This window comes from Roseateles sp. GW821-FHT09G09 (assembly GCF_059415965.1).
In genome coordinates, this window is sequence record NZ_JBWKOG010000007.1 from 181,528 (window position 1) to 204,241 (window position 22,714).

The 22,714-nt window shown below is 71.0% G+C and carries 17 protein-coding genes and 2 riboswitches; of the genes, 8 read left to right on the plus strand and 9 right to left on the minus strand.

Annotated elements, in window-relative coordinates:
• Positions 1-18 precede the first annotated feature (18 nt).
• The 3 genes from gcvP to gcvT form a co-directional block, all read right to left on the minus strand.
• Positions 19-2,910 carry an aminomethyl-transferring glycine dehydrogenase gene (gcvP, locus tag AC07O8_RS19670; protein ID WP_495049647.1) on the minus strand — a complete coding sequence of 964 codons (2,892 nt, stop codon included), beginning with the start codon at positions 2,908-2,910 and terminating at the stop codon, positions 19-21.
• A 71-nt stretch (positions 2,911-2,981) separates the two neighbouring features.
• Positions 2,982-3,353, minus strand: a complete 372-nt coding sequence (gene gcvH / locus AC07O8_RS19675) for a glycine cleavage system protein GcvH (protein ID WP_067273892.1) — start codon at positions 3,351-3,353, stop codon at positions 2,982-2,984.
• Between the two features lie 107 nt (positions 3,354-3,460).
• Positions 3,461-4,609: a glycine cleavage system aminomethyltransferase GcvT gene (gcvT, locus tag AC07O8_RS19680; RefSeq protein ID WP_495049648.1), complete on the minus strand. Its 1,149-nt coding sequence runs from the start codon at positions 4,607-4,609 to the stop codon at positions 3,461-3,463.
• A gap of 64 nt (positions 4,610-4,673) precedes the next feature.
• A riboswitch (glycine riboswitch) is annotated at positions 4,674-4,793 on the minus strand.
• 10 nt (positions 4,794-4,803) lie between these two features.
• Positions 4,804-4,907, minus strand: a riboswitch (glycine riboswitch).
• A 92-nt stretch (positions 4,908-4,999) separates the two neighbouring features.
• Between gcvT and AC07O8_RS19685 the strand changes: the two genes are divergently transcribed.
• The 6 genes from AC07O8_RS19685 (at position 5,000) to AC07O8_RS19710 (ending at position 13,294) form a co-directional block, all read left to right on the plus strand.
• Complete coding sequence (locus AC07O8_RS19685) at positions 5,000-5,842, plus strand: hypothetical protein (protein ID WP_495049649.1); 843 nt, start codon at positions 5,000-5,002, stop codon at positions 5,840-5,842.
• A gap of 53 nt (positions 5,843-5,895) precedes the next feature.
• Positions 5,896-6,555 carry a response regulator gene (locus AC07O8_RS19690; RefSeq protein ID WP_297524135.1) on the plus strand — a complete coding sequence of 220 codons (660 nt, stop codon included), beginning with the start codon at positions 5,896-5,898 and terminating at the stop codon, positions 6,553-6,555.
• On the plus strand, positions 6,552-8,105 hold the full coding sequence (locus AC07O8_RS19695) for an ATP-binding protein (protein WP_495049650.1): 1,554 nt from the start codon (positions 6,552-6,554) through the stop codon (positions 8,103-8,105). The genes AC07O8_RS19690 and AC07O8_RS19695 overlap by 4 nt, the downstream gene beginning before the upstream one ends.
• 277 nt (positions 8,106-8,382) lie before the next feature.
• Positions 8,383-9,981: a DegQ family serine endoprotease gene (locus AC07O8_RS19700; protein ID WP_495049651.1), complete on the plus strand. Its 1,599-nt coding sequence runs from the start codon at positions 8,383-8,385 to the stop codon at positions 9,979-9,981.
• Between the two features lie 158 nt (positions 9,982-10,139).
• Positions 10,140-11,090, plus strand: coding sequence for a site-specific tyrosine recombinase XerD (gene xerD / locus AC07O8_RS19705; RefSeq protein WP_495049652.1), 951 nt, complete (start codon positions 10,140-10,142; stop codon positions 11,088-11,090).
• A gap of 92 nt (positions 11,091-11,182) precedes the next feature.
• Positions 11,183-13,294: a hypothetical protein gene (locus AC07O8_RS19710; RefSeq protein WP_495049653.1), complete on the plus strand. Its 2,112-nt coding sequence runs from the start codon at positions 11,183-11,185 to the stop codon at positions 13,292-13,294.
• Here AC07O8_RS19710 and AC07O8_RS19715 read toward each other — a convergent pair.
• Complete coding sequence (locus tag AC07O8_RS19715) at positions 13,291-13,803, minus strand: Lrp/AsnC family transcriptional regulator (protein WP_495049853.1); 513 nt, start codon at positions 13,801-13,803, stop codon at positions 13,291-13,293. The genes AC07O8_RS19710 and AC07O8_RS19715 overlap by 4 nt on opposite strands.
• 126 nt (positions 13,804-13,929) lie before the next feature.
• On the opposite strand from AC07O8_RS19715, the gene AC07O8_RS19720 reads away from it, so the two are divergent.
• Positions 13,930-14,532 carry a MarC family protein gene (locus AC07O8_RS19720; protein WP_297524131.1) on the plus strand — a complete coding sequence of 201 codons (603 nt, stop codon included), beginning with the start codon at positions 13,930-13,932 and terminating at the stop codon, positions 14,530-14,532.
• A 7-nt stretch (positions 14,533-14,539) separates the two neighbouring features.
• Here the strand turns inward: AC07O8_RS19720 and AC07O8_RS19725 are convergent, their stop codons facing one another.
• Positions 14,540-15,118: a GNAT family N-acetyltransferase gene (locus AC07O8_RS19725; protein ID WP_495049654.1), complete on the minus strand. Its 579-nt coding sequence runs from the start codon at positions 15,116-15,118 to the stop codon at positions 14,540-14,542.
• Between the two features lie 33 nt (positions 15,119-15,151).
• The gene (locus AC07O8_RS19730; protein WP_495049655.1) at positions 15,152-17,278 is read right to left on the minus strand and encodes a CHASE domain-containing protein; all 2,127 of its coding nucleotides are present in this window, start codon (positions 17,276-17,278) and stop codon (positions 15,152-15,154) included.
• 395 nt (positions 17,279-17,673) lie between these two features.
• Between AC07O8_RS19730 and AC07O8_RS19735 the strand changes: the two genes are divergently transcribed.
• On the plus strand, positions 17,674-18,177 hold the full coding sequence (locus AC07O8_RS19735; RefSeq protein ID WP_495049656.1) for a GGDEF domain-containing protein: 504 nt from the start codon (positions 17,674-17,676) through the stop codon (positions 18,175-18,177).
• Here AC07O8_RS19735 and AC07O8_RS19740 read toward each other — a convergent pair.
• From AC07O8_RS19740 to AC07O8_RS19750, 3 genes are read right to left on the minus strand one after another with little or no spacing between them, the layout of a single operon-like run.
• Positions 18,153-19,403: a lipocalin-like domain-containing protein gene (locus tag AC07O8_RS19740; RefSeq protein ID WP_495049657.1), complete on the minus strand. Its 1,251-nt coding sequence runs from the start codon at positions 19,401-19,403 to the stop codon at positions 18,153-18,155. The two genes, AC07O8_RS19735 and AC07O8_RS19740, sit on opposite strands and share 25 nt — an antisense overlap.
• The gene (locus AC07O8_RS19745) at positions 19,403-21,985 is read right to left on the minus strand and encodes an ABC transporter permease (protein ID WP_495049658.1); all 2,583 of its coding nucleotides are present in this window, start codon (positions 21,983-21,985) and stop codon (positions 19,403-19,405) included. The genes AC07O8_RS19740 and AC07O8_RS19745 overlap by 1 nt, the downstream gene beginning before the upstream one ends.
• A 7-nt stretch (positions 21,986-21,992) precedes the next feature.
• Positions 21,993-22,652 carry an ABC transporter ATP-binding protein gene (locus AC07O8_RS19750; RefSeq protein WP_495049659.1) on the minus strand — a complete coding sequence of 220 codons (660 nt, stop codon included), beginning with the start codon at positions 22,650-22,652 and terminating at the stop codon, positions 21,993-21,995.
• Positions 22,653-22,714: the final 62 nt, after the last annotated feature.

The window sequence follows — 22,714 nt, forward strand, 5'->3', positions numbered from 1 at the left end:
CGGACCTCGTGGGAGGAGTTACTCCTCGGCGTAGGCCGACAGAGGCGGGCAGGAGCAGACCAGGTTGCGGTCGCCGTAGACGTTGTCCACGCGGCCGACCGGGGACCAGTACTTCACATGGCGCAGCGCCGGCACCGGATAGGCGGCGTCGTCGCGGCTGTAGCCGTGCGACCACTCGGTCCTGAGCAGGCTTTCCGCCGTGTGCGGCGCGTTGACCAGCGGGTTGTCCGTCTTCGACCAGGCGCCCGATTCGACCTTCGCGATCTCCTCGCGGATCTGGATCATCGCGGCGATGAAGCGGTCCAGCTCGAACTTCGATTCGCTTTCGGTCGGTTCGACCATCAGCGTGCCAGCGACCGGGAACGACAGCGTCGGCGCGTGGAAGCCGTAGTCGATCAGGCGCTTGGCGACGTCCTCGGCCGAGACGCCGCTGCTGTCCTTGAGCGGACGCAGGTCCAGGATGCACTCGTGGGCCACGCCGCCGCCCTTGACGCCGTCGATGTTGCCGCTGAAGTGGATGTCGAAGTGGCCCGACAGGCGCGCGGCCACGTAGTTGGCCGACAGGATCGCGGTTTCGGTCGCGGCCTTGAGGCCGACCTCGCCCATCATGCGGATGTACATCCACGAGATCGGCAGCACCGCCGCGTTGCCCAGCGGCGCGGCGGACACGGCGCCGATGGCGGTCTTCTCGCCCAGGCCGGCCGAGCGGTGCGCCGGCAGGAAGGGCACGAGGTCCTCGACCACGCAGACCGGGCCGACGCCCGGGCCGCCGCCGCCGTGCGGGATGCAGAAGGTCTTGTGCAGGTTCAGGTGGGACACGTCGCCGCCGAACTGACCGGGCGCGGCGATGCCGACCAAGGCGTTCATGTTGGCGCCGTCGACGTAGACGCGACCGCCGTGTTCATGCACCAGGGCGCAGATCTCCTTGACGTGCGTGTCGAACACGCCGTACGTCGAGGGGTAGGTGATCATGATCGCGGCCAGGTTGGCGCTGTGCTGCTCGCACTTGGCCTTCAGGTCGGCCAGGTCGATGTTGCCTTCCTTGTCGCACTTGGTCACGACGACCTGCATGCCCACCATCTGCGCCGAGGCCGGGTTGGTGCCGTGCGCCGATTCCGGGATCAGGCAGATCTTGCGGTGCGCGTCGCCCCGCGACTCGTGCCAGGCCTTGATGATCAGCAGGCCGGCGTATTCGCCCTGCGAGCCGGCGTTGGGCTGCAGCGAGACGCCCGCATAGCCGGTCGCCTGGCAGAGCCAGGCCGTCAGCTGCTGGTCGAGCTGCGCGTAGCCCTGCAGCTGGCTCTGCGGCGCGAACGGATGCACCTGCGCGAACTCGGGCCAGGTGATGGGGATCATCTCGCTGGTCGCGTTCAGCTTCATCGTGCACGAGCCCAGCGGGATCATGCTGCGGTCCAGCGCCAGGTCCTTGTCGGAGAGCAGGCGGATGTAGCGCAGCATCTCCGTCTCGGAGTGGTGGATGTTGAAGATCGGGTGCGTCAGGTAGGCGCTGGTGCGCGACAGCGCGGCCGGGATCAGCGTGGAGGCCGACGCGCCGACGAAGGCATCCGACACCGGCTTGCCTTCGGCGAAGACCGTCAGCAGCGCCTGCAGGTCGGCGCGCGTCGTCGTCTCGTCGAGGGTCAGGCTGATGCTGTCCTCGCTCGCGCGACGCAGGTTCATGCCGGCGGCGACCGCGGCGGCGAGCACCGGGCCGGTGTGCGCGCCGGTCTGCACGTGCAGCGTGTCGAACGCGGTCTCGTGGACCAGCGTCAGTCCCAGCGCCTTCAGGCCTTGCGCCAGCACGGCGGTGTAGGCGGCGACGCGCTGCGCGATGCGCTTCAGGCCTTGCGGGCCGTGATAGACGACGTACATGCTGGCCACGACGGCCGGCAGCACCTGCGCGGTACAGATGTTGGAGGTCGCCTTCTCGCGACGGATGTGCTGCTCGCGGGTCTGCAGCGACAGGCGGTAGGCGGGCTTGCCGTGCGCGTCGACGGACACGCCGACCAGGCGACCCGGCAGCGAGCGCTTGAATTCGTCGCGGCAGGCCATGTAGGCGGCGTGGGGGCCGCCGGCGCCCATCGGCATGCCGAAGCGCTGCGTGGTGCCCACGGCGATGTCGGCGCCTTGCTCGCCCGGCGACGCGATCAGCGTCAGCGCCAGCAGGTCGGCGGCGGCGACCAGCAGGCCGCCTTGCGCGTGCACCGCGTCGGCGATCGCCTGCAGCGGGCGCACCACGCCGGTCACGCCCGGGTACTGCACCAGCGCGCCGAAGCACTCGGTCTTGCCGGCGTCCTCGGCCTTGCCGACCTGGACGGTGATGCCCAGCGGCTCGGCGCGCGTGCGCACGACTTCCAGCGTCTGCGGCAGCACGTCGTCAGCGACGAAGAACACCTGGCTCTTGCTCTTGCCCATGCGCGCGGCCAGCGTCATGCCTTCGGCGGCGGCGGTGGCCTCGTCCAGCATCGACGCGTTGGCGATGGCCATGCCGGTCAGGTCGCAGACCATGGTCTGGAAGTTGACCAGCGCCTCCATGCGGCCTTGCGAGATCTCGGCCTGGTAGGGCGTGTAGGCGGTGTACCAGGCGGGGTTCTCGAGGATGTTGCGCAGGATCACGCCCGGCGTGATGGTGCCGTGGTAGCCCTGGCCGATGAAGCTCTTCAGGATCTGGTTCTTCGCCGCGATGCCTTTGAGCTCGGCCAGCGCCTGCGCTTCGGTCACTGCGTCCGGCAGGTCCATCTTCGCGGCGCGCTTGATGGCGGCCGGGACGATCGCGTCGATCAGCGCGGCGCGCGATGCGGCGCCGATGGCCGACAGCATCAGCGTCTCGTCGTGGGCGTCGGGACCGATGTGACGGGCGTGGAACTCGGAGGCGTTCTCAAGTTCGGCGAACGAGGGCAGGGCGGACATGGCGGGGCGATCCTGGAGAGAAGAATTCATTGCCGCAGGGCCCGCAGGCCCTGCGTGCATCGCTCAGGCGATTAGCTGTTCTTGACGAGCTCGTCGTAAGCCGTCGTGTCCATCAGCGCGTCGAGTTCCGACGGGTTGGACAGCTTGACCTTGAAGAACCAGCCGGTCTTGAGCGGGTCGGTGTTGGCCAGCGACGGGTCGGCACGCAGCGCCTCGTTGACCTCGACGATCTCGCCGGAGACCGGCGCGTAGACGTCGGCGGCGGCCTTGACCGACTCCACCACGCCGGCCACTTCCTTGGCGGCGAAGGACTTGCCGACGTCCGGCAGGTCCACGAACACGACGTCGCCCAGCGCGTCCTGCGCGTGGACCGTGATGCCCACGGTGGCGATGCCGTCGGTGGTGTCGACCCACTCGTGGTCGGACGTGTACTTGATGCTCATGGAGAGGCTCCGTGCTACCTGATGGTTGCTGAAGGTTGAAAGGGGGAACGTGAATCAGCGTGATTCAGCGCAATCCAGCGAGATCCGGTGCGAGCCGGAATCGCGGATCAGCCGCGGAAGTATCCGTTGGGTGTGAACGGCGTGGAAGAGACCGTCATCGGGGTGCGCTTGCCGCGCACTTCGGCGAAGAGTTCGGTGCCCAGCGCCGCGTACGGCGTCTGCACGTAGGCCAGCGCGACCGGCTTGCCGACCGTGGGGCCCAGCGTGCCGCTGGTGACGACGCCGATCTCCGCGCCGTCGGCGTTGACGAGCTTCGCGCCTTCGCGCACCGGCATGCGTTCCGGGCTCACCAGGCCCACGCGCTTGCGCGCCGCGCCTTCGGCGAACTGCCGGTCGATGACGGCAGCGCCCGGATAACCGCCCGCGCGGGCGCCGCCGGCGCGACGCACCTTCTGGATCGCCCAGGTCAGCGAGGCTTCGACCGGGGTGGTGGTGGTGTCGATGTCATGGCCGTACAGGCACAGGCCGGCTTCCAGGCGCAGCGAGTCGCGCGCGCCCAGGCCGATCGGCATCACTTCCGGCTGGGCCAGCAGCTTGCGGGCCAGGTCGACGGCGCGGTCGGCGGGGACCGAGATCTCGTAGCCGTCCTCGCCGGTGTAGCCCGAACGGGTCACGAAGGTCGGGATGCCGTCCAGGTCGAAGAAGCCGCCGGTCATGAAGACCAGCCTGGCGACGTCGGGGTTCAGGCGCGACAGCGCCGTCACCGCCTGCGGGCCCTGCAGCGCCAGCAGCGCCTGGTCCGGCAGCGGACGCACCTCGCAGCGGCCCGACAGATGCTTCTGCATGTGGGCGATGTCCTGGTCGCGGCAGCCGGCGTTGACCACGACGAACAGCCCGTCGGTGCGGCGCGCGACCATCAGGTCGTCGAGGATGCCGCCGTCGTCGGCGGTGAACAGCGCATAGCGCTGCTTGAACATCCCGAGATCGACGATGTCGACGGGGACCAGCGTCTCCAGCGCGGCGGCGGCGTCGTCGCCGACCAGCAGCACCTGGCCCATGTGGGACACGTCGAACAGGCCGGCCTGGGCGCGCGCATGCTTGTGCTCGGCCATCACGCCGGCGGGGTACTGGACCGGCATGTCGTAGCCGGCGAAGGGCACCATCTTGGCGCCGAGTTCGACATGCAGCGCGTGCAGCGGGGTCTTGTGCAGAGGGGCCGGGGTATTCAGGGACTGCGGGGACTGATCAGCGGACATGTCTCGCTCCGAGGGCATTCGTCATGACCACCCCGACCGTGAACCGGTCACGTCAAGGTGGGGAGATGCCCTCGCTGTCCGCTTTACCTGAGAGATTGGCCGTCGGCGGTTGACCGGCGGCTTGCCCCTTCGGTGGACGGGCTCGACCGGCAGGTCCGCCCCGTCTCTCTCCAGTGAGGACGCCCGAAGTCTCGAGCGTTTCGTCAGTCCTTTTGCCTGAGCGTTCGCAGCGTGGGAAAAGCCATGCCACTGCGCCTTCGGCGGCCCCCGCGAGGGGGCTCTCTCCTGACAGGGATGCATTGTAGTCACGGAATCGGGAACCTCCGATGTCAGGCATGCACCCATGAACCCTTGGCCCGCTCGACGGGCCGTTCATGAAAGGAACCCGCCGTGCTGCCATCGATCCGACCTTTCGCCGGTCCCGTGCCGGCGACCAACGACCACGATGCGATCCGGGCCCAGGTCGCGGCGTGGGACAGGCGCGACCTGGCGGCGGAGGCCCAACGTCGTCGGCCGCCGGGACCGCCGGCCGCGACCCTGGTTCAGCCGCGGGGCAAGGTCTTCCATCGCGCGGCGTCGAACACCGCGCCGTGGCGGCCGGGATTTCCTTCCCGGGCCCCCCTGGCGACACCCGAAGACGTGACGTTGCCGATCGCCGCTGAGGTTCATCGTCCTCCCAGCCCGGGGCAGAACCTGCCGACCGAGCCGCCGCTGAAGCCGCCGCTGAAGCCGCTGCGTGCAGGCGCCGGTCCGCTGGGGGCGCGCGACAAGGAGCGCCTCCTCCTTCCCCATCTGGAGACCTTGGGCGAGTTGACGGGCCGCATGACCCGGCACACCGGACTTCGCGGATGGTGGCGCAAGCGCTTCGGCCCCAAGCCCACGGTGCCGGGGAACGAGGTGCTGGCCATGGCGGAACGGATAGGCGTCCCGCTGATGCAGGCGTTGCAGCAGCGCCAGGATTGCGGCGCGGACATCGCCGAGCGGCAGATGGGCGTGTTGCTGGGGGAATGGTTCGGCCAGACCTTCAAGGCGTGTCGACCCGCCAGCGGCAAGCATTGGCGACAGCGCGTGAGCCATCGCGGGAACGGTGTCTTCGCGGAGGCCTGGCGGCTGGCCCGATCCGGCTGCGAACGCAACGGGCAAGCGCCGGACGGGGAGGCGGATCGTCGCATGAAGGCCGTGGCCACGATGTGCGTCCTGAACGCACTGCATTCCGCGCCGCTGCGATCCTGATCGAGGCCGCCCGGCTCCCGCGCGAACGCCTTGCCGCGTGCACAATTGCGGCCATGCGACTCCTGCTGGTGGAAGACGACCTCATGATCGGCGAGCAGCTGCTCGAGCTGCTCCGCGCCGAGGGTTATGCCGTGGACTGGGTGCGCGACGGCGAGATCGCCGACACCGCGCTGCAATCCCAGACCTACGACCTGGTGATCCTGGACCTGGGCCTGCCCCGGCGCGACGGCATGAGCGTGCTGCAGGCGCTGCGCGGCCGCAAGCAGGCGGTGCCGGTGCTGATCGCCACCGCGCGCGACGCGACCGCCCAGCGCGTGGCCGGCCTGGACGCCGGCGCGGACGACTACGTGCTCAAGCCCTTCGAGCTCGACGAACTGCTGGCCCGCATCCGCGCGCTGCTGCGCCGTGCCGCCGGCCGCGCCGAGCCGGTCTACGAGCACATGGGCGTCAGCATCAATCCCGCCACGCGGGAGGTCACCGCCAACGGCCATCCGGTCACCCTGTCCCAGCGCGAGTGGGCGGTGCTGGAGCCCCTGCTGGCGCGTCCGGGCATGGTGCTCTCGCGCCAGCAGCTGGAGGAGAAGCTCTACGGCTGGAAGGACGAGATCAGCAGCAACGCCGTCGAGGTCTACATCCACGGCCTGCGCAAGAAGCTCGGCGCGGAGCTGATCCAGAACGTGCGCGGCGTCGGTTACCGCGTGCCCAAGGAATGACGGCGCAAAGGAAGGCCGACCCCGGATCCGGCGCCGACGCCCCCGGGCGCCTCGGCGGGCGTCCGGGCCGGCGTTTCGGCCGCATGCAGTGGCTGCCGAGCTCGCTGCGCTACCGCCTGCTGCTGTTCCTGCTGGGCGCGGTGCTCACCGGCGCGCTGGCGCAGGGCATGAGCGCCTACCGCAACGCGCTGATGGAGACCGACGAGATCTTCGACTACCAGATGCAGCAGGTCGCGCTCTCGCTGCGCGCGGGCATGGGCACGGGCCTGCCGCTGCCGCTCGGCGAAGAGCAGAGCATCGACCTGATCGTGCAGGTCTGGGGCCTGGACGGCACGCCGCTGTACCGCTCGGCCGGACCCGACTGGCTCCCGCAGCGCGCGGTGCTCGGCTTCTCCAACGTCGCCCTGCGCGGCAAACGCTACCGCGTCTTCGCGGTGCAGGGGCGCTTCCAGGTCGTTCAGGTGGCGCAGGACATCGCCGTGAGACAGCGCATGGCCGGACAGCTGGCCTGGCGCACCGTGCTCCCCACCGCGCTCATGCTGCCGATGCTGGCACTGGTCGTGTGGTGGGTGGTCTCGCACTCCCTGGCGCCGCTGGAGCGCGTGCGACAGCAGCTCTCGCGCCGCGCGGCGCAAGACCTGGCCCCCGTCGACGAGGAGGACGTCCCCGCCGAGGTGCAGCCGCTGGTCACCGAACTCAACGCCCTGCTGGACCGTGTGCGCCAGGCCTTCGAGCAGCAGCAGCACTTCGTCGCCGATGCCGCGCACGAACTGCGCTCGCCGCTGGCCGCCTTGAAGCTGCAGTTGCAGTCCCTGCGCCGCGCACCGGATGAGGGCGCGCGCCTGCAGGCGCTGGAGAAACTCGGTCTGGGCATCGATCGCGCGTCCCACCTGATCGAGCAATTGCTCGCGCTGGCGCGCCAGGACAGCGCCAAGGCACAGGCCCTCGCGCAGCCCATCGCGCTGGATGCGCTCTGCCGCGACGCCGTCATCGACGGCGCCACGCTGGCGCAGGCGCGCGGCATCGACCTCGGCATGGAGCGCTGCGACGCGGTGCTGGTCGACGGCCACCGCGAGGCGTTGACCATGCTGCTGCGCAACCTGCTCGACAACGGCATCAAGTACGGGCGCAGTCGCGTGGACCTGAGCCTGGAGCGCAGCGGCGGGCAAGCGCTGCTCGTGGTCGAGGACGACGGCCCGGGCATTCCCGACGCCGAGCGGGGACGCGTGTTCGATCGCTTCTACCGCTCCGAATCGCAGGCGCAGCAGGCGCCGGGCAGCGGTCTCGGCCTCGCGCTGGTGCGCAGCATCGCCGACGACCACGGCGCCACGCTGCGGCTGGGGCATAGCACCGCCTTGGGCGGCCTGCGCGTTGAATTGTCGATGCCGCTCTCCCGCACCCCGCCGCCCGCGCCGCCATCTGTGCCCCAACCGGTGCCCCAACCGGTGCCACAACCGGTGCCACAACCGATGCCACAACCGGCGCTGCCGTCGCAAGCACTCCCACCCGCCCTCCCTCCCGCACCGCCTCCTGCTCTCCCGCCTGCCTGAACCGGAAGTCAGCGAGATCCTGTGGGGCCGGAAGGGTGCTGGGGGTTCGCGGACGCGATGCCCCCTGCACCCTGGAGTGCCCGCGCCTGGCCGACCGGTGTCAAGCGGCGTCCCGCATCGCTCCACCTCCGCCCCACCTCCGCTTTACCGGCGCTTCACCGCGCCTCTCCCCGCATTAAGAGCGACCTAAGCGAAGCTGCTCAAACTTCGAGTCATCGAGTCGGTGCCGAGGTCTTCATGGCTGTGGCGGCGACTCTCAGCGAGCCTGGAGGTTCAGATGACTCAAGTGGAGAAGATGATTCCGGTGAAGAAACTCGTGTGGGCGCTGGCTGCGGCTGGTGTGTTGGGGGCTGCGGGCGGGGCGCTCGCGATGCGCAATGCGAAGCTGATGCCGGTCGCGCAGAGTTCGGCGTCGACCGACGGTGCGTCGACATCGGGTGGCGACACGCAGGTGGCTGCGGCCACGACGCCGCTGGCCAACGCTGCCGCGCCGGCCGCGAGCTTCACGCCGCCGCCCGCGGGCATGCCTGACTTCGCGCAGATCGCCGCGGCGCAAGGCCCCGCGGTGGTCAACATCAGCGTGTCGGGCACGGTGAAGTCGCGCGCCGCGCGTGCGCCGCAGATCGATCCCGATGATCCGTTCTATGAATTCTTCCGCCGCTTCGGCGTGCCCGGCATGCCTGGCGGCCCGAATGGCGGTCCGAATGGCGGCGGCGAGGGCGGCAGCCGCGAGGTCCGCGGCCAGGGCTCCGGCTTCATTGTCAGCGCCGACGGCGTGATCCTCACCAACGCCCACGTCGTGCAGGATGCCCAGGAAGTGGTCGTCAAGCTCACCGACCGCCGCGAGTACCGCGCCAAGGTCCTGGGCAGCGACAAGTCGACCGACGTCGCGGTGCTGAAGATCGAAGCCAAGAACCTGCCCACCGTCCGCCTGGGCGCGACCAAGGACCTGCGCGTCGGCGAATGGGTGCTTGCGATCGGCTCGCCGTTCGGTTTCGAGAACAGCGTCAGCGCCGGCGTGATCAGCGCCAAGGGCCGCTCGCTGGGCCCGGACGAGAGCCGCGTGCCCTTCCTGCAGACGGACGTCGCGATCAACCCCGGCAACTCCGGCGGCCCGCTGTTCAACGCGCGCGGCGAGGTGGTCGGCATCAATTCGCAGATCTACAGCGCCTCCGGCGGTTACCAGGGCCTGTCCTTCGCCATTCCCGTCGAGGTCGCCAACAAGGTCCGCCAGCAGATCGAGAAGGGCGGCAAGGTGCAGCACGCCAAGCTCGGCGTGATGGTGCAGGAGGTCAACCAGGGCTTCGCTGACTCCTTCAAACTGGATCGTCCCGAGGGCGCGCTGGTGGCCAACGTCGAGGACGACGGACCGGCCGCCAGGGCGGGCCTGCGCTCGGGCGACGTGATCCTCGGCTACAAGGGTCAGCGCATCGTGTCCAGCGGCGACCTGCCAGCGCTGGTGGATCAATCGCTGCCCGGCGACAAGGTCGACATCGACGTCTGGCGCAACGGCAAGCGCGAGACGATCACCGCCACCCTCGGCGACGCGAACGAGAAGGGCGCCAAGCTCGCCAAGGGCGGCGGCAGCGACATGGACGCGGACCACGCCAAGCTTGGCCTGGCCCTGCGGCCGCTGCAGCCCGAGGAGCGCCGCCAGCTCGGTACCCGCGACGGGCTGCTGATCCAGGAAGTCGGCGAGGGCAGCGCCGCGGCGCGCGCCGGCGTGCGTCCCGGCGACGTGCTGCTGGCCGTCAACGGCACGCCGGTGCAGTCGCTCGACCAGGTGCGCAGCGCGGTCAAGGGCGCGGAGAAGTCGGTCGCGCTGCTCGTGCAGCGGGGCGGCGACAAGATCTTCGTGCCGGTGCGCATCGGCTGAGGTTCGCGCCGAGTTCTTTCGTCCCGGTCCCAACCAACCGCTGCCTGTGGCGGTTGCTCCGTAGGGCCCGCGCGTGGTGGCGCGGGCCCTTTTTTTCGCCGTGACTTGGCCTGACTTCCCCGTGACCCGGGTCCGGCGGCGCTGGCATCATGCGCGGCATGTCATCGCCTTCCGACGTCCTTCCCGCTGACGAACCGCCCGTGAGCGCCGACGCGCGCGAGCGCAGCCAGCGCGCCATCGACGCTTTCATCGAATCGCTCTGGATCGAGGAAGGCCTGTCGCGCAACACGCAGCTGGCGTATCGGCGCGATCTGCAGCTGCTGGCCGACTGGGCGGCCGCGGAGCGCCAGCGCACGCTGGACCGGATCGAGGAACTGGACCTGATGGCCTATGCGAAATCCCGCCATGACGGCGGCAAGGCGAGTTCGGCGAACCGGCGGCTCTCGGTCTTCAAGCGCTACTTCCGCTGGGCGCTGCGCGAGCGCCGCATCGAGCGCGATCCCACGCTCAAGCTGATCACGGCCAAGCAGCCGATGCGCGTGCCCAAGACCCTGTCGCAGCAGCAGGTCGAGGCGCTGCTCGACGCGCCCGACGTGGGCACCGCCCAGGGACTGCGCGACCGCGCCATGCTGGAGCTGATGTACGCGAGCGGCTTGCGCGTGACCGAGCTGGTGACGCTCAAGAGCGTGCACGTGGGCCTGCGCGAAGCCGTGCTGCGCGTGACCGGCAAGGGCGACAAGGAGCGGATGGTGCCGTTCGGCGAGGAGGCGCATGTCTGGCTGATGCGCTACCTGAAGGAGGCGCGCACGCAACTGCTCGGCGTGCGCGGCACCGACGACCTGTTCCTCAGCCGGTTCGGGCAGGCGATGACGCGGGAGAGCTTCTGGCGGATCGTCAAGAAGTACGCCCTCATCGCGGGCATCACGAGTCCGATCTCCCCGCACACGCTGCGGCATGCCTTCGCCACCCACCTGCTCAACCATGGCGCGGATCTGCGCGCGGTCCAGCTGCTGCTGGGCCATGCGGACCTGTCGACCACGCAGATCTACACGCATGTGGCGCGGGAGCGCCTCAAGCAGCTGCACGCGGCGCATCACCCGCGCGGGTGAGGGGCGAATGCCGAACCGGTGTCGCGTGATCGAGCACCAATCACGCATTCCAGCGCCTCGCGGCTGCCCCGGATCGGGCGGCCGACACCAGCATGTATCCCTACGCCAATCCGTTGCCGTTCGACATCCTGTCGACCTCCTACCCAGGAGGTCTGGCGAACGACGGCTTCAACGCCTTCCTTCAGCAACCCTGGCCAGTCCTGACCCCGGGTGTCCTGGAAGCCAGCCTCCTGACTGTGGCCGCGGCGGCGGCCGGCGGATGGCTGGCGGGCATCGTCCCGCCGAGGCTCAACGCCGCGATGACACCGACGTTCGGCGGCTTCCCGCCCATGATGCAGGCCGCGCTGCCGTTGTCGCAGCCGGACATGGATCCGCGCGGCGCGATCGCCTTCGCCACGTCCCTGAGCGAGCGTAGCATCACCGACCTGATCCTGTCCGAGGGGCGGGTGCCGGGACCGCTGCTGGCCCGGCTCCGCATGCCCGGCCAGTCGCAGAGCTGGCAGACGCGAGGACCTGACGGTCAACCCGTGACGGCCACTTTCCATCGTGTTGACGTGCCGACCGACGACGGCAGCTGGTTGCTGCAGGCCGACGTGTGGCATGGGGGCCGGATGATGTCCTCGCAACTGGTGCGCGTGCACGAGGCCATCACGGATCCGTATCACCCGCAGGCATTCCGGGACAGCGTGGCGCGGGGACACGAAGCATGGAGTCGCCGGGCCGGCGAGGGCCAGGATGCCCGCATGGCGGTCGTGTGCGAGGACGGTGCCCGCAGTTCCGGCGCGGCGGCGGTGCTGCTGCGGCGCGCGAGCCACGAGCAGTCCCTCGAGGCAGGGCGGTCTTCCGCCTCCACTGCCATCGCCGATGAGCTTGCGCGTGACGACAAGGCTTACATCGGCGAGTGTGCGCGAACGCGTGGACATGCCTTCTGCGAGGGCCGTGCCGCGTACCTGAACCTGGCTGCGAAACGAACGGCGCGGGACTTCCGCGATGTCCCGGATGAGCGACCGGGCGCGGGGTCGCCGCCGGAAGCCCTGTGGCGGCCGCCGTTCATGTCGATGCAGCACCGAATGCAACGTGTCGACGACAGCGACGGACGCAGCAGCGTCGGGACGAGCACGAGGGGCAGCTACAGCATTGACGACCTGTCGTCGCAGGACAGTGACGATGGGTTCGATCACCACCGGTTCGAAACGGACAGCATGGACGGGTGGTCGGTCGTCTCCGCCGAGGACGCGTCGATGGTGCCTTGGCGCTCGGCCAGCGTCCGTACGCTGTCGGACGTCGAGGTGCAGACCGAGACCTCCGAGCCGGTCGTCGTGCAGGAGCACCCGGCGCCGGCAGGATCCCGGAGGCCGGAGTCCGCGCTGCTGGACGAGCCGGTCCCTGCCGGCCTCGCATCCCGGCAGATCTTGACGCCGACACTGGCGACAAGCCTTGCCGAAGTGGAATGGCTGATGGCGCAGGCGCCCAGGGTGCCGACCCACGATCCCGCAGCCGCGGACCGTGCGAGGGACCAGCGCAACGATGAGCGGATCATCGCGGCCATGGCCCGTCTACCGAAGGCGCCCGCCACGCTGCCTCGGTCCCGTTCGGCGCCCGATTTCCAGCGGCCGACCCGGGAAGCCGAAGCGGCGACGACGCGCGCCTTGGCCCAGGCGCGCTCGGCCAGTGAGAGCCATCTCACGGAAGATGCCCGGGCGCGTCCGCTGGCCGCCGCGATGGGGGACTTGTTCCAGGAGATCGACCACTCGCTGGGGCAGGCGCAGGCCTTGAAGCGACGCCTCGGGCTCGGGGACGGAACGGATCGCGCGCAGTCGCAGACGACCGATCAGATGATGCTCCTCGTCGACCGCCTGCGCCGGGCCCATCAGAAGCGGCGACCGGTCGAACAGAAGGCAGTCGATGACGGCGGGGCGACGTTCATCGTCGACAACATGGCCAAGGCAGCCGCGAAAGCGTTCAAGGATCTGCCGGCGGCGTCCCGGCTCCGACTGGTCGATGCGTTCCACCGCAACGACGGTGCGCTGGCCGGGATGCGCCGGGCGCGCGACGAACAGTTGAAGGCCATGAACCAATTGTCCGACGTCACCAAGGGCGGGTCGGGCAGTCTCGGTGCCGAATTCCGGATGGCTCAACGCAAGCACGAGGCCTTGAGCTACACGATCGCGGCAATGGAATTCGCCGTCCCTGCGAAGGCCTAAGCCACCGGCAGCCCCGCCGGAGGCTTGATCTCCTCCAGGCAGATCATCGAGCGCACGTCGGCGACGCCGTCCAGCTGCATCAGCTTGTCGGTGAGGAACTTGGACAGCGCCTGCAGGTCGCGCGCGACCACCTTGAGCAGGTAGTCCGAGTCTCCCGACACGGTGTGGCACTCGAGGATCTCGGGGAAGTCGCGGATCAGCGACTCGATCTCCCGCACGCGGACGAAGGCCGGCGCGGTGATGTTCAGGCTCACGTAGGCGGTGACGCTCAGCCCCAGCGCGAGCGGCGCGACGTCGGCGCGGTAGCCGCGCAGCACGCCGCGCTCCTCCAGCGCGCGCACGCGCCGGAAGCATTGCGGCGCCGACAGGTGCACCTGGGTCGCGAGGTCGACGTTGGACATCCGGCCGTCGCGCTGCAGCGCTTCCAGGATGCGCAGGTCGATCGCATCCAGCGCCACCGGGCCAGTCGGCCGGGCCGGAGCGCTCTTCTTGTCCGTCCTGTCGTTCATCTTGTTCGTCATCGGCATTCAAGCGAGGAATTGTTGCGATTCTACGGAGATCGATGAACGAAGCGTGCGTGGCGCCGCGCCAACGGCGGGGTGACCGGAGGCCGCCATCGGCGAGAATCCGGCCCCATGGATCACAGTTTCCTCTCCGCCCTCATCCTGCTGCTGCTGGTGCTCGACCCGCTGGGCAGCCTGCCGATCTTCATCCCGATCATGCGGGCCGTGCCGCGCGAGCGCCGGCTGAAGGTTGCCCTGCGCGAGGTCGGCATCGCCTTCGCCGTGCTGCTCGCGTTCATGTTCCTGGGCGAAGGCTTCCTGCGGCTGATGCACCTGTCCGAGCGTTCGCTCGAGGTCGCCGGCGGCGTGATCCTGATCATCATCGCGATCCGGATGATCTTCAGCCACGCGGGTGAGTCCGCCTACGGCGTGGAGACCGGCCGCGAGCCCTTCATCTTCCCGCTGGCCGTGCCGCTGCTGGCCGGGCCGTCCGCGATGGCGACGGTGCTGCTGCTGGCCTCGCGCCAGCCGGACCGCGTCGCCGAATGGATAGGCGCGCTGTTCACGGCGATGGTGATTTCGTTCCTCGCCCTGATCCTGGCGGACCGGATCCGCAAGCTGCTCGGCGATTCGGTCGTCTCCGCGATCGAGAAGCTGATGGGCCTGGTGCTGACCGCGATCGCGGTCGAGATGATCCTCTCGGGCCTGAAGCGCTACTTCGTCGGCGGGCTCTGATGCCGCGTCAGCCGCGGGAATCCGGCGGCGTGGCGGCCATCTCTTCCGCCGCCTTGGCAGCGGACGGCGAGCGTCGCCACTCGTCCGCCGTCATGCCGTAGACCGCGATGTCGGCGTCCTGCCAGCGCTGCAGCTCGCGGTAGCTCATGCCCAGCTTCTTCATGATGTGGGCCGAGCCGTCGTTGGCCGGGTCGCAGACCGCGACGATCTCCGGCGCCTTCAGCGTGTCGAACGCGAAGGCCGCCATCCGGCGCGCCGCCTCCGAGCCGTAACCCAGGCTCCAGCGGTCACGGCGCAGGCGCCAGCCGATCTCGTGCGGATTCGCGGTCTCGCCGCGCAGGTGCTGGATGCAGCCGGCACCGACGATCTCCCCGGTCTCGGTCTCGAAGAAGGTCCACCAGCTGAAGCCCCATTCGGCCCAGCGCCGCTTGACCCGGTCGATCATGGCCTGCGTGTCCGCGAGCGTGTCGGGCTTGCCGGTGATGTAGCGCATCACCTCGGGGTCGCGGTTCATCTCGAACAGGCCGTCCAGGTGGGCGTCGGCCATCGGCGCCAGGCGCAGGCGCGGGGTGGTCAGGATCGTCATCGCCCGACTGTAATCGCCCGACTGCACGCCGGCTCAGCGTGCGTGACTGTGGTCCCCTTCGTGCGGGGGCGGGTCCGCCGCGTCCGCGTCCATGTCCGCATTCATGTCCGTGTCGCTGTCCGTGTCCGTGCCGGTGACAGGGCCCGCTGGCGCGGCCGGCGGCTGACGCAGCGCCGACAGGTCGATCTCGTCCGGCGGCAGCGCGCCGTTGAGCCACCGGATCCGGCAGCGTCCCGCGCGCTTGCACTCGTACATCGTCTGGTCGGCGCGGCTCATCAGCACTTCGGCGTCGACGCCGTCGAGCGGATAGTGCGCGACGCCGATGCTGCTGCCGACCTGCACCGTCTCGCCCGAGTTCAGCCGCACCGGTTCCAGGATGGCGCGCAGCAGCCGCTCGCAGGTGGCGCGTCCGGCCTCGGGCGCGGGCAGCGGCGTGAGGAGCACGACGAACTCGTCGCCGCCGAGCCGGGCCGCGGTGTCGGTGGCGCGGATCGCCTCCGTCAGCCGCTGGGCCACGGCCTTCAACACCTCGTCGCCGGCGTCGTGGCCGTGCGCGTCGTTGACGGCCTTGAAACCGTCCAAATCCATGTAGGCCACGGCCACCGTCTGCTTCTGACGCTGCGCCGCCGCCATCGCCTGGCGCAGCCGGTCGGCCAGCAGCACCCGGTTGGGCAGGCCGGTGAGCGCGTCGTGGAAGGCGGCGCGTTCGACACGCGCCTCGTAGGCCTTGCTCTGCGTGATGTCGACCATCATCCAGAGCGTCGTTTCCTCATCGCGCTCGCCCGGCAGCGCGACGCCGTTCAGGTCCACCCAGACGAGGCTGCCGTCCTTGCGCCGCATCTGCTGCTGGCTGCGGTAGTGGCCGCCGCGCCGCAGCACCGGGTACGCGTTCCGGCCGAGCGCGACGAAGCTGTCCTCGTCGATGTAGAGCTCCCGCACCGGCAGGCCCAGCATGCTGTCCTTCCCGTAGCCGAACAGCCGCTCCAGGGCGCCGTTCTTCCACACGATGCGCCGGCCGCGCAGCTTGGCCATGGCGATGACCTCGGTGTCCAGCATCGCCTGCTGGTCCAGCGTCACGCGGCGCAGATCCTCGGTCATCGCGTCGGCCAGCGCCTGCGCGCGGGCGCGGCCCGCCGCCAGCAGGTAGGTCGTCGCCGCCAGCAGCGTCGTCAGCACGAGGCCGATCAGCCCCGGCCCCCAGCCCGCGGCGTCGATGACGGTGCGCTCGTAGGCGGTCGTCAGCGCGGCTTCCAGGCGGAAGGTGCGGCCGGCGATCTCCACGTCCTGTTCGCTCGCGACCATGCGGGTGTCGAAGCCGGCCCGCGCCGTCGGCGGCGTGTGCAAGGGCTGTATGCCGGCGACGGAGTCCAGCAGCAGGTCCTCGACCGCGGGGTGGTCCGCGTCGACCGTCGGGTCGTCGACCAGCAGCCGGAAGTCCATCGGCGCCGCCGCCAGGCCTTCCTTGAGCCCGTGCAGGATCTCCTGCGCCACCAGCGGCGCGTAGAGCACGCCCAGCAAGGCCTGGCGGCGCTGTTCGGGCGTGGTGGGATCGGCGCCGTCGCGGAAGACCGGCACCAGCAGCAGCAGGCCCGGCCCGTGCGCGCGGTCCTGCACCAGCGGCACCGGGGCAGACAGCGTCGCCTCGCCGGTGGCGATCGCCTGCTCGATGGCGCGGCGCCGGGTCGTTTCCGAGCCCAGGTCGAAACCCCAGGCCGGGTAGTTCTGCGACAGCGGCTCGATGTGGGCGACGACGAAGAGGTCCGGCGCGGCGTCGCCGAAACTGTGCACCGAGAACTGCGGCGCGCCGTCGGCGCGTTCGGCGGCGATGAAGGCGGGAAGGTCCTCGCGCATCACCCGCGGCACGAAGCCGAAGCCGCGCACCCCCGGAAACTCGCGCGGCAGGTCGCGCGACTGGACGTAGGCGCGGAACGCATGGCGATCGACCCGGCCGTGCAGCGCGGCGATCGTGCCGCGCGCGCCCTTGAGGCCGTAGACCGGTTGCATGAAGCGCTGGACGATGTCGCGCTGCAGGCGTTCCACCTGGGCCTCGAGCACGCGGTGGCCTTCGGCCACGACGCGGTTGCGGTTCCACAGCATCGCGCTGAGCGTCAGCGCCAGGCCGGCCAGCAGGACCAGCAGCGCGCCCACGACAGCGGGCATCGGCAGGTCGCCGGCCGGCGGAGCCGGCGGCTCGGTGAACGTGGAATCTCGCTCCGGAGTGGCGTGCACGGGCAGGGCGGCAGGGCCGCGGGCGCTGGACACAGCCGTTGACTGTAGAGCAGACGCGGGCCGGCGGGATGCCTCCCTGCGGCGCGTCCGGATTCGTTACATCTGGCGCGACGCACCGTGGCGCAAGCGCCTATCCTCCCTCGCTCAAGGGGGCGGCGCGCGGCTTGCTCCTGTGCTGCAATCGATCCTCATCTCCGGCGAAGGTGGGCGGCATGGCTCAAGACTCGGACAGGGGCCCCGGGGCCTGGTGGACTTCCCTGCGACGGCGCTGGTTGGCGCGTCGCGAGCCTCCGGCGCGGATTGCCGCCGCCGACGAGGCGCAGTTGATGGACGACCTCAAACGCGAGGCCGCCCGCGCCCAGCGGCACCGCCACGACGGCGTGCTGATGCTGCTGGAACTCGATCCCTGGGCGCGCCTGCAGCAGCAGTACGGGGACGACTGCATCCTGGCGCTGGACGAACGGCTCGACCAGCTCGTGCGTCAGCAGCTGCGCGGCGGCGACTGGCTGCTGCCGCTGCCGCGCGGCGTGTGGGCCGCCTACCTGCCGTGCACCGATCCGCTGGGCGCGCTGGACGCCGCCGACCGGGTGCGCGCCCGCGTCGCGACGCTCGACTACCGCTGGTCGGGCCAGGCGCTGCCCTTGAGCGCGAGCCTGGGGCTGGCCCATTGGCAGGACTGGCGGCGCGAGCCGCAGCAGGGCGCGGACCAGTTGCTGCAGCAGGCCCGCCAGGCCTTGGCGATGGCGCGCGGCGCCGGCTGCAACTGCGTGCGCGCCTATGCGGCCATCCCGTCGGGACGCAACCGCTACAGCGGCACGCGACCTGCGTAGCCTGTCATCTCGAGGTAGCCCCAGCCCAGCGTGCGGCCGGCCTCGTCGGCCACGCGCGCGACGCCTTCCCAGTACGGGAAGCCGGTGCTGCGGCGCGCGTCGATCTCCTGGGCCGCGTACGCCGCCTCGACCATGAACACGCCGCGCGGCGTGCGGATCCGCCAGCGGACCGGGTAGGTCGCCAGGCTGACCGGGCTCTTCCAGAACGCCAGGGGTTCGAACTGGAGCTGCTGCTCGAAGTCGACCGGCGCGCCGCCCGTCGCCGCGCGCCAGCTGCCCCCGGTCCAGATCGCCGCACCGTCCTGTCCGCGCATCCGGAACAGCGTCAGCGACGCGCCGTCGTCGAGGTTCAGTCCGAGCCAGTCCCAGCCGACCGCGCGGTCCGGTGCCGCGTCGGCGCCGCGGCCGAGGTACTGGTTGCTCCATTCGTGATCGAGCCACGCGCGGGCGCGCAACTCGCGCGTGCCGCCTTCGCGCAACGCCAGCCGGCCCGTGCCCGCCAGTTGCGGCTCGCTGACGTAGCGGCTGGCCTGCTGCGCGCCCGGGCCCTTGCGCGACCAGCCGGCCCGCCCTTGCAGCAGCGGTGCCTGCGGCGCGTCCAGCGTCAGCTCGAGCGCGAAGCCGGCGGCCTCGCTCGCCATCAGGAGCGCGTAGCGGCTGCGGCCCCCGGGCCCGTCGACGCGGCGCAGCTGCCAGCCGGCCATGCGCACGCGGGTGTCGTCGAGCTCGGTCCGCGCGTTCGCGAAACCGTGGCGCAGCACCTGCTGGTCATGCAGCAGACGTTGCCGGCCGAGGTCCGAGATCGCCGCATGGCCCAGCATCAGCTGGTCGGGCGCGAAGGCCGACGACAACGGCCGCTTCAGGTCGTTGCGGACCCGGAAGAAGGTGAGCTGGAAGCCGAAGTCCGGGCGAGGGCTGCCGGCGCCGTCCGTGCCAACCGCCGCGGCCGCGCCCGAACCCAGCTGGAGCACCCCGGTCACGTACCACCATTCGACGCGCGTCCCGGGATGCGCGCCGTGGTCGCGCGGGAAGCGCAGCGGTGCGGTGGACAAGGTCTCCGAGGCCGGTGCGGCAGCAGGTGCGGCAGCAGGTGGGGCAGCGGGTCCCGCAGCCGATGCCGGCGCCTTCGCGGCACTGGCCTTCCGGCCTTGGGCGAAGGCGGCCCCGGGCGCGGCCGTGAGCGCCGCCAGTCCGAATCCACCCAGCAGCGGGCGTCGTCCGATCATCACCAGTCCTCCCGCACGGCGCGCAAGGCCTCGCCGCTGCCGGCGCGCAGCGCGCGGGCGCTGGCCCAGGCGGCGGTCGCGCCGGTGGCGAGCAGGCTGGCCGCCAGCAGCGCCGCGACGCGCCAGCCGGGGATGGACCAGTCCATGCTCCAGTGGAAACTCTGCGGATTGAGCCGGAACACCAGCACCGCGCTGATCGCCAAGCCCACCACCAGCCCCATGACCGCGCCGGCCAGGGCCTGCAGCAGCGTCTCGGCGAGCACCAGCCGGCGCAGCATGGCGCGCGTCAGCCCGAGGTGCAGCAGCAGGCCGAACTCGCGGCGCCGCGCCAGCAGTTGCGCCGACAGGCTCGCGGCCACGCCGAACAACCCCAGGCCCAGCCCCACCGCCTGCAGCCAGTAGGTGATCGCGAAGCTGCGGTCGAAGATCGCCAGCGAGAAGCGCCGCAGATCGCCGGCCGAGGCGATCTCCAGCGACTCCGGCGCGCCGGCGGCGGCCCGCATGGCCGCTTGCACGGCGATCGGATCGGCGCCGGGCTTCAGCCACAGCGCGAGCTCGGTGATCGCGGCGTCGCCGCTGAGGCGCTCCCAGTCGCGACGCTCCATCAGCACCGCGCCGCTCTGGCGGCTGTAGTCGCGCCAGATCGCCTTCACCGCGACCGGCAGCTGGCGCCCGTCGAGCCGGAGCATGAAGCGGTCGCCGGGCGCGAGCCGGAGTTCGTCCCGCATCGCCTCGTTGATGTAGACCGGCTGCAGGCCCTCCGGCAGCGCGACGGCGTCGCCCTGCAGCGGCAGCCGGTGATCGAGCGGCCGCGCCAGCAGCGTCGTGCCGCCGGTCATCCCGCGCACCCGGATCCCGATCGCGCGGGTGCGCTGCGCGGCCACGCGCTCGACGCCCGGCAGCGCCGCCGCCGACGCCGCCAACCCCGGCGGCATGGGCTGGCCCTGCTGGGCGCTGTCGCGGGCGGTCTGGCGCAGGTAGAGATCGGCGGGCAGCATGTCGCTCAGCCACTGGTCCAGCGAATTCCGGAAGCTCGCCACCATCACGAGCATCGCCACGGCGAGCGCCAGCGCCACCAGCACGCCGGCGATCAGCCGGCCCGCTTCGCCCGCCTGGTCGCGGGCCCGCTCGACAGCCAGCAGCGGCAGGGCGCGCCGCGCCGCCCAGCCGCGCAGCAGGCCGGTGATCGCGCGCAGCACGAAGGGCACCGTGCCCAGCGCGCCGAGCAGCAAGGCGACCATCGCGGCGTAGGTGCCGAGCGGCAGCCCGGAGACGGCAGGCATCCAGGTCAGCGGCCAGGCCGCGGCCAGCAGCACGGGTCCCGCCCACCACCAGCGGCCGGTGTCGCCGCCGCTGCCCAGGCCCTTGAGCACCTGCGCCACCGGCAGCCCGCGCAGCCGCGCCAGGGGCAGGGCCGCCGCGCCCAGGCTGACCAGCGGGCCAAGCGCGAGCAGCCCCGCGATCGACGCCGGCGAGAGCTGCAGTTGGGGGCGTCCGCCGCTGAGTCCGGTCAGGCCGCTGCCGAGATCGCCGCCCAGCGCATGCAGGCCGAGCTCCGCGAGCGCGACGGCCAGGCCCAGGCCGAGCACCGCGCCCGCGAGGCCCAGCGCCAGCGCTTCCGACACCAGCAGCGCCAGCCGCTGCCGCGCGCTCATGCCGAGCACGCCCAGCAGCGCGAGTTGCGGGAGCCGCTGCGCCACCGACAGGCTGTGCACCGCGAAGACCATGAAGGCGCCGACGAACAGCGCCATCAGCGACAGCACGCCGAGGTTGAGCCGGTAGGCGCGCGTGAGGCGGCGCGCCTCCTCGGCCTGCTGGCGGGCCTGGTCGGCGGGCGCCTGGGCCTGGACGCCGGCGGGCCAGTCGAGGGGCACCGCGCGACCCGGCGCCATGCGCAGCAGGATCGCGTCGAGCTGTCCGGGGCGATGCAGCAGCTGTTGCGCCCAGGCGATGTCGACGATCACCAGCGGCTGCTGGCGGTCCGGCACGCGGCCGGCGACGGGAAGCGGCGCGGGCTCGTCGGGCAGGTCCACGCGCAAGGAGGCGGGCGGGGTGGCGGACGGGTTGTCATAGCCCAGTCTCGTCCACGCGGCGTCGCTGACCAGCAGCGAGGGCTCGCGCAGCGCCCGGCCGAGGTCCGCGCCGTCCAGCCGGGGGAACCATTGCGGATGGAAGGCGCCGAGCTGCACCAGGTCCAGGCCGATCAGCCGCACGCGCTGCCAGGACCCGTCGCGACCCTGGAGACGGATGCTGGCGTCGAGCCGCGGCGCGAGCGCGGCGATGTCGTCGCGCGCCGCCAGTTCCCCGAAGAAACGGTCGGACAGCGGCGCGGCGCCGGGCGCCGGGCTGAGCTCGGTGTCGGCCTGTGCGCTGCTCTGGCGCGCGGCGGACTCGAACTGCGCCAGCGCCGAAGCGTTGATCCAGTGCACCGCGCCGGCCAAGGCCAGGCCCAGCGCGATGGTCAGCAGCGCGGCGAGCTGGCGGCCCCACTGCAGACGCAGCGCCGGCCAGGACAACTGCCACCACCAGCCCCAGGCGCGGCGCAGGCCGGCGAATGCGGAGGAGGGGGCGCCTGATGTCATCGCAACCTCAAGCCTCGACCAGGCGGCCGTGCTCGAGCCGCAGGCGGCGGTCCGCGTGTTCCGCCGCGTGCGCCGAGTGCGTCACCAGCAGGCAGGCCGCGTGCTGCTCCAGCAACTGCTGTCGCAGCAGCCGCATGACCTGGTCGGCATGCGACGGATCGAGGTTGCCGGTGGGCTCGTCGGCCAGCACCAGCACCGGCCGGTGCACCAGCGCGCGGGCGATCGCGACGCGCTGCAGCTGTCCGCCGGACAGTTGTCGCGGCAGGTGCCGCGCCTGCGCGGCCAGGCCCACCGCGTCGAGCATCTCGGCGACCCGTTTCGGGTCGGGCTTGCCCTGCAGCAGCAACGGCAGCGCGACGTTGTCGTGCACGTTCAGATGCGGCAGCACGTGGAAGGCCTGGAACACGAACCCCAGTTGCTCGCGGCGCAGTTGCGCCTGGCCGGATTCGTCCAGCGACAGGATGTCGCGGCCCAGCAGCACGACCTGACCCCGGTCCAGCGGCTCCAGCGCGGCCAGGCCGTTCAACAGCGTGGACTTGCCGCTGCCCGATTCGCCGAGCAGCGCGAGCATCTCGCCGCGATGCAGCGTGAGCGACAGGTGCTCGAAGAGCGTCTGCGCGCCGTAGCGCTTGGTCAGGCCGGTGGCCGTGAGGAGCGGGACATCCATCGTCGGAACCATCGTCGAAACCATCTTCCAAGTCGTCGTGGAGAAGCCGGAGGTCGATGGCG

Excerpts from the sequence above, each read along its gene's own strand:
- AC07O8_RS19700 (WP_495049651.1), top strand. The coding sequence starts at position 8,383 with ATGACTCAAGTGGAGAAGATGATTCCGGTGAAGAAACTCGTGTGGGCG.
- AC07O8_RS19730 (WP_495049655.1), bottom strand. The coding sequence starts at position 17,278 with ATGCCCGCTGTCGTGGGCGCGCTGCTGGTCCTGCTGGCCGGCCTGGCG.
- gcvP (WP_495049647.1), bottom strand. The coding sequence starts at position 2,910 with ATGTCCGCCCTGCCCTCGTTCGCCGAACTTGAGAACGCCTCCGAGTTC.
- AC07O8_RS19735 (WP_495049656.1), top strand. The coding sequence starts at position 17,674 with ATGGACGACCTCAAACGCGAGGCCGCCCGCGCCCAGCGGCACCGCCAC.
- gcvT (WP_495049648.1), bottom strand. The coding sequence starts at position 4,609 with ATGTCCGCTGATCAGTCCCCGCAGTCCCTGAATACCCCGGCCCCTCTG.
- AC07O8_RS19715 (WP_495049853.1), bottom strand. The coding sequence starts at position 13,803 with ATGAACGACAGGACGGACAAGAAGAGCGCTCCGGCCCGGCCGACTGGC.
- AC07O8_RS19745 (WP_495049658.1), bottom strand. The coding sequence starts at position 21,985 with ATGACATCAGGCGCCCCCTCCTCCGCATTCGCCGGCCTGCGCCGCGCC.
- AC07O8_RS19720 (WP_297524131.1), top strand. The coding sequence starts at position 13,930 with ATGGATCACAGTTTCCTCTCCGCCCTCATCCTGCTGCTGCTGGTGCTC.
- AC07O8_RS19695 (WP_495049650.1), top strand. The coding sequence starts at position 6,552 with ATGACGGCGCAAAGGAAGGCCGACCCCGGATCCGGCGCCGACGCCCCC.
- gcvH (WP_067273892.1), bottom strand. The coding sequence starts at position 3,353 with ATGAGCATCAAGTACACGTCCGACCACGAGTGGGTCGACACCACCGAC.
- AC07O8_RS19710 (WP_495049653.1), top strand. The coding sequence starts at position 11,183 with ATGTATCCCTACGCCAATCCGTTGCCGTTCGACATCCTGTCGACCTCC.
- AC07O8_RS19740 (WP_495049657.1), bottom strand. The coding sequence starts at position 19,403 with ATGATCGGACGACGCCCGCTGCTGGGTGGATTCGGACTGGCGGCGCTC.
- AC07O8_RS19750 (WP_495049659.1), bottom strand. The coding sequence starts at position 22,652 with ATGGATGTCCCGCTCCTCACGGCCACCGGCCTGACCAAGCGCTACGGC.
- AC07O8_RS19690 (WP_297524135.1), top strand. The coding sequence starts at position 5,896 with ATGCGACTCCTGCTGGTGGAAGACGACCTCATGATCGGCGAGCAGCTG.
- AC07O8_RS19725 (WP_495049654.1), bottom strand. The coding sequence starts at position 15,118 with ATGACGATCCTGACCACCCCGCGCCTGCGCCTGGCGCCGATGGCCGAC.
- xerD (WP_495049652.1), top strand. The coding sequence starts at position 10,140 with ATGTCATCGCCTTCCGACGTCCTTCCCGCTGACGAACCGCCCGTGAGC.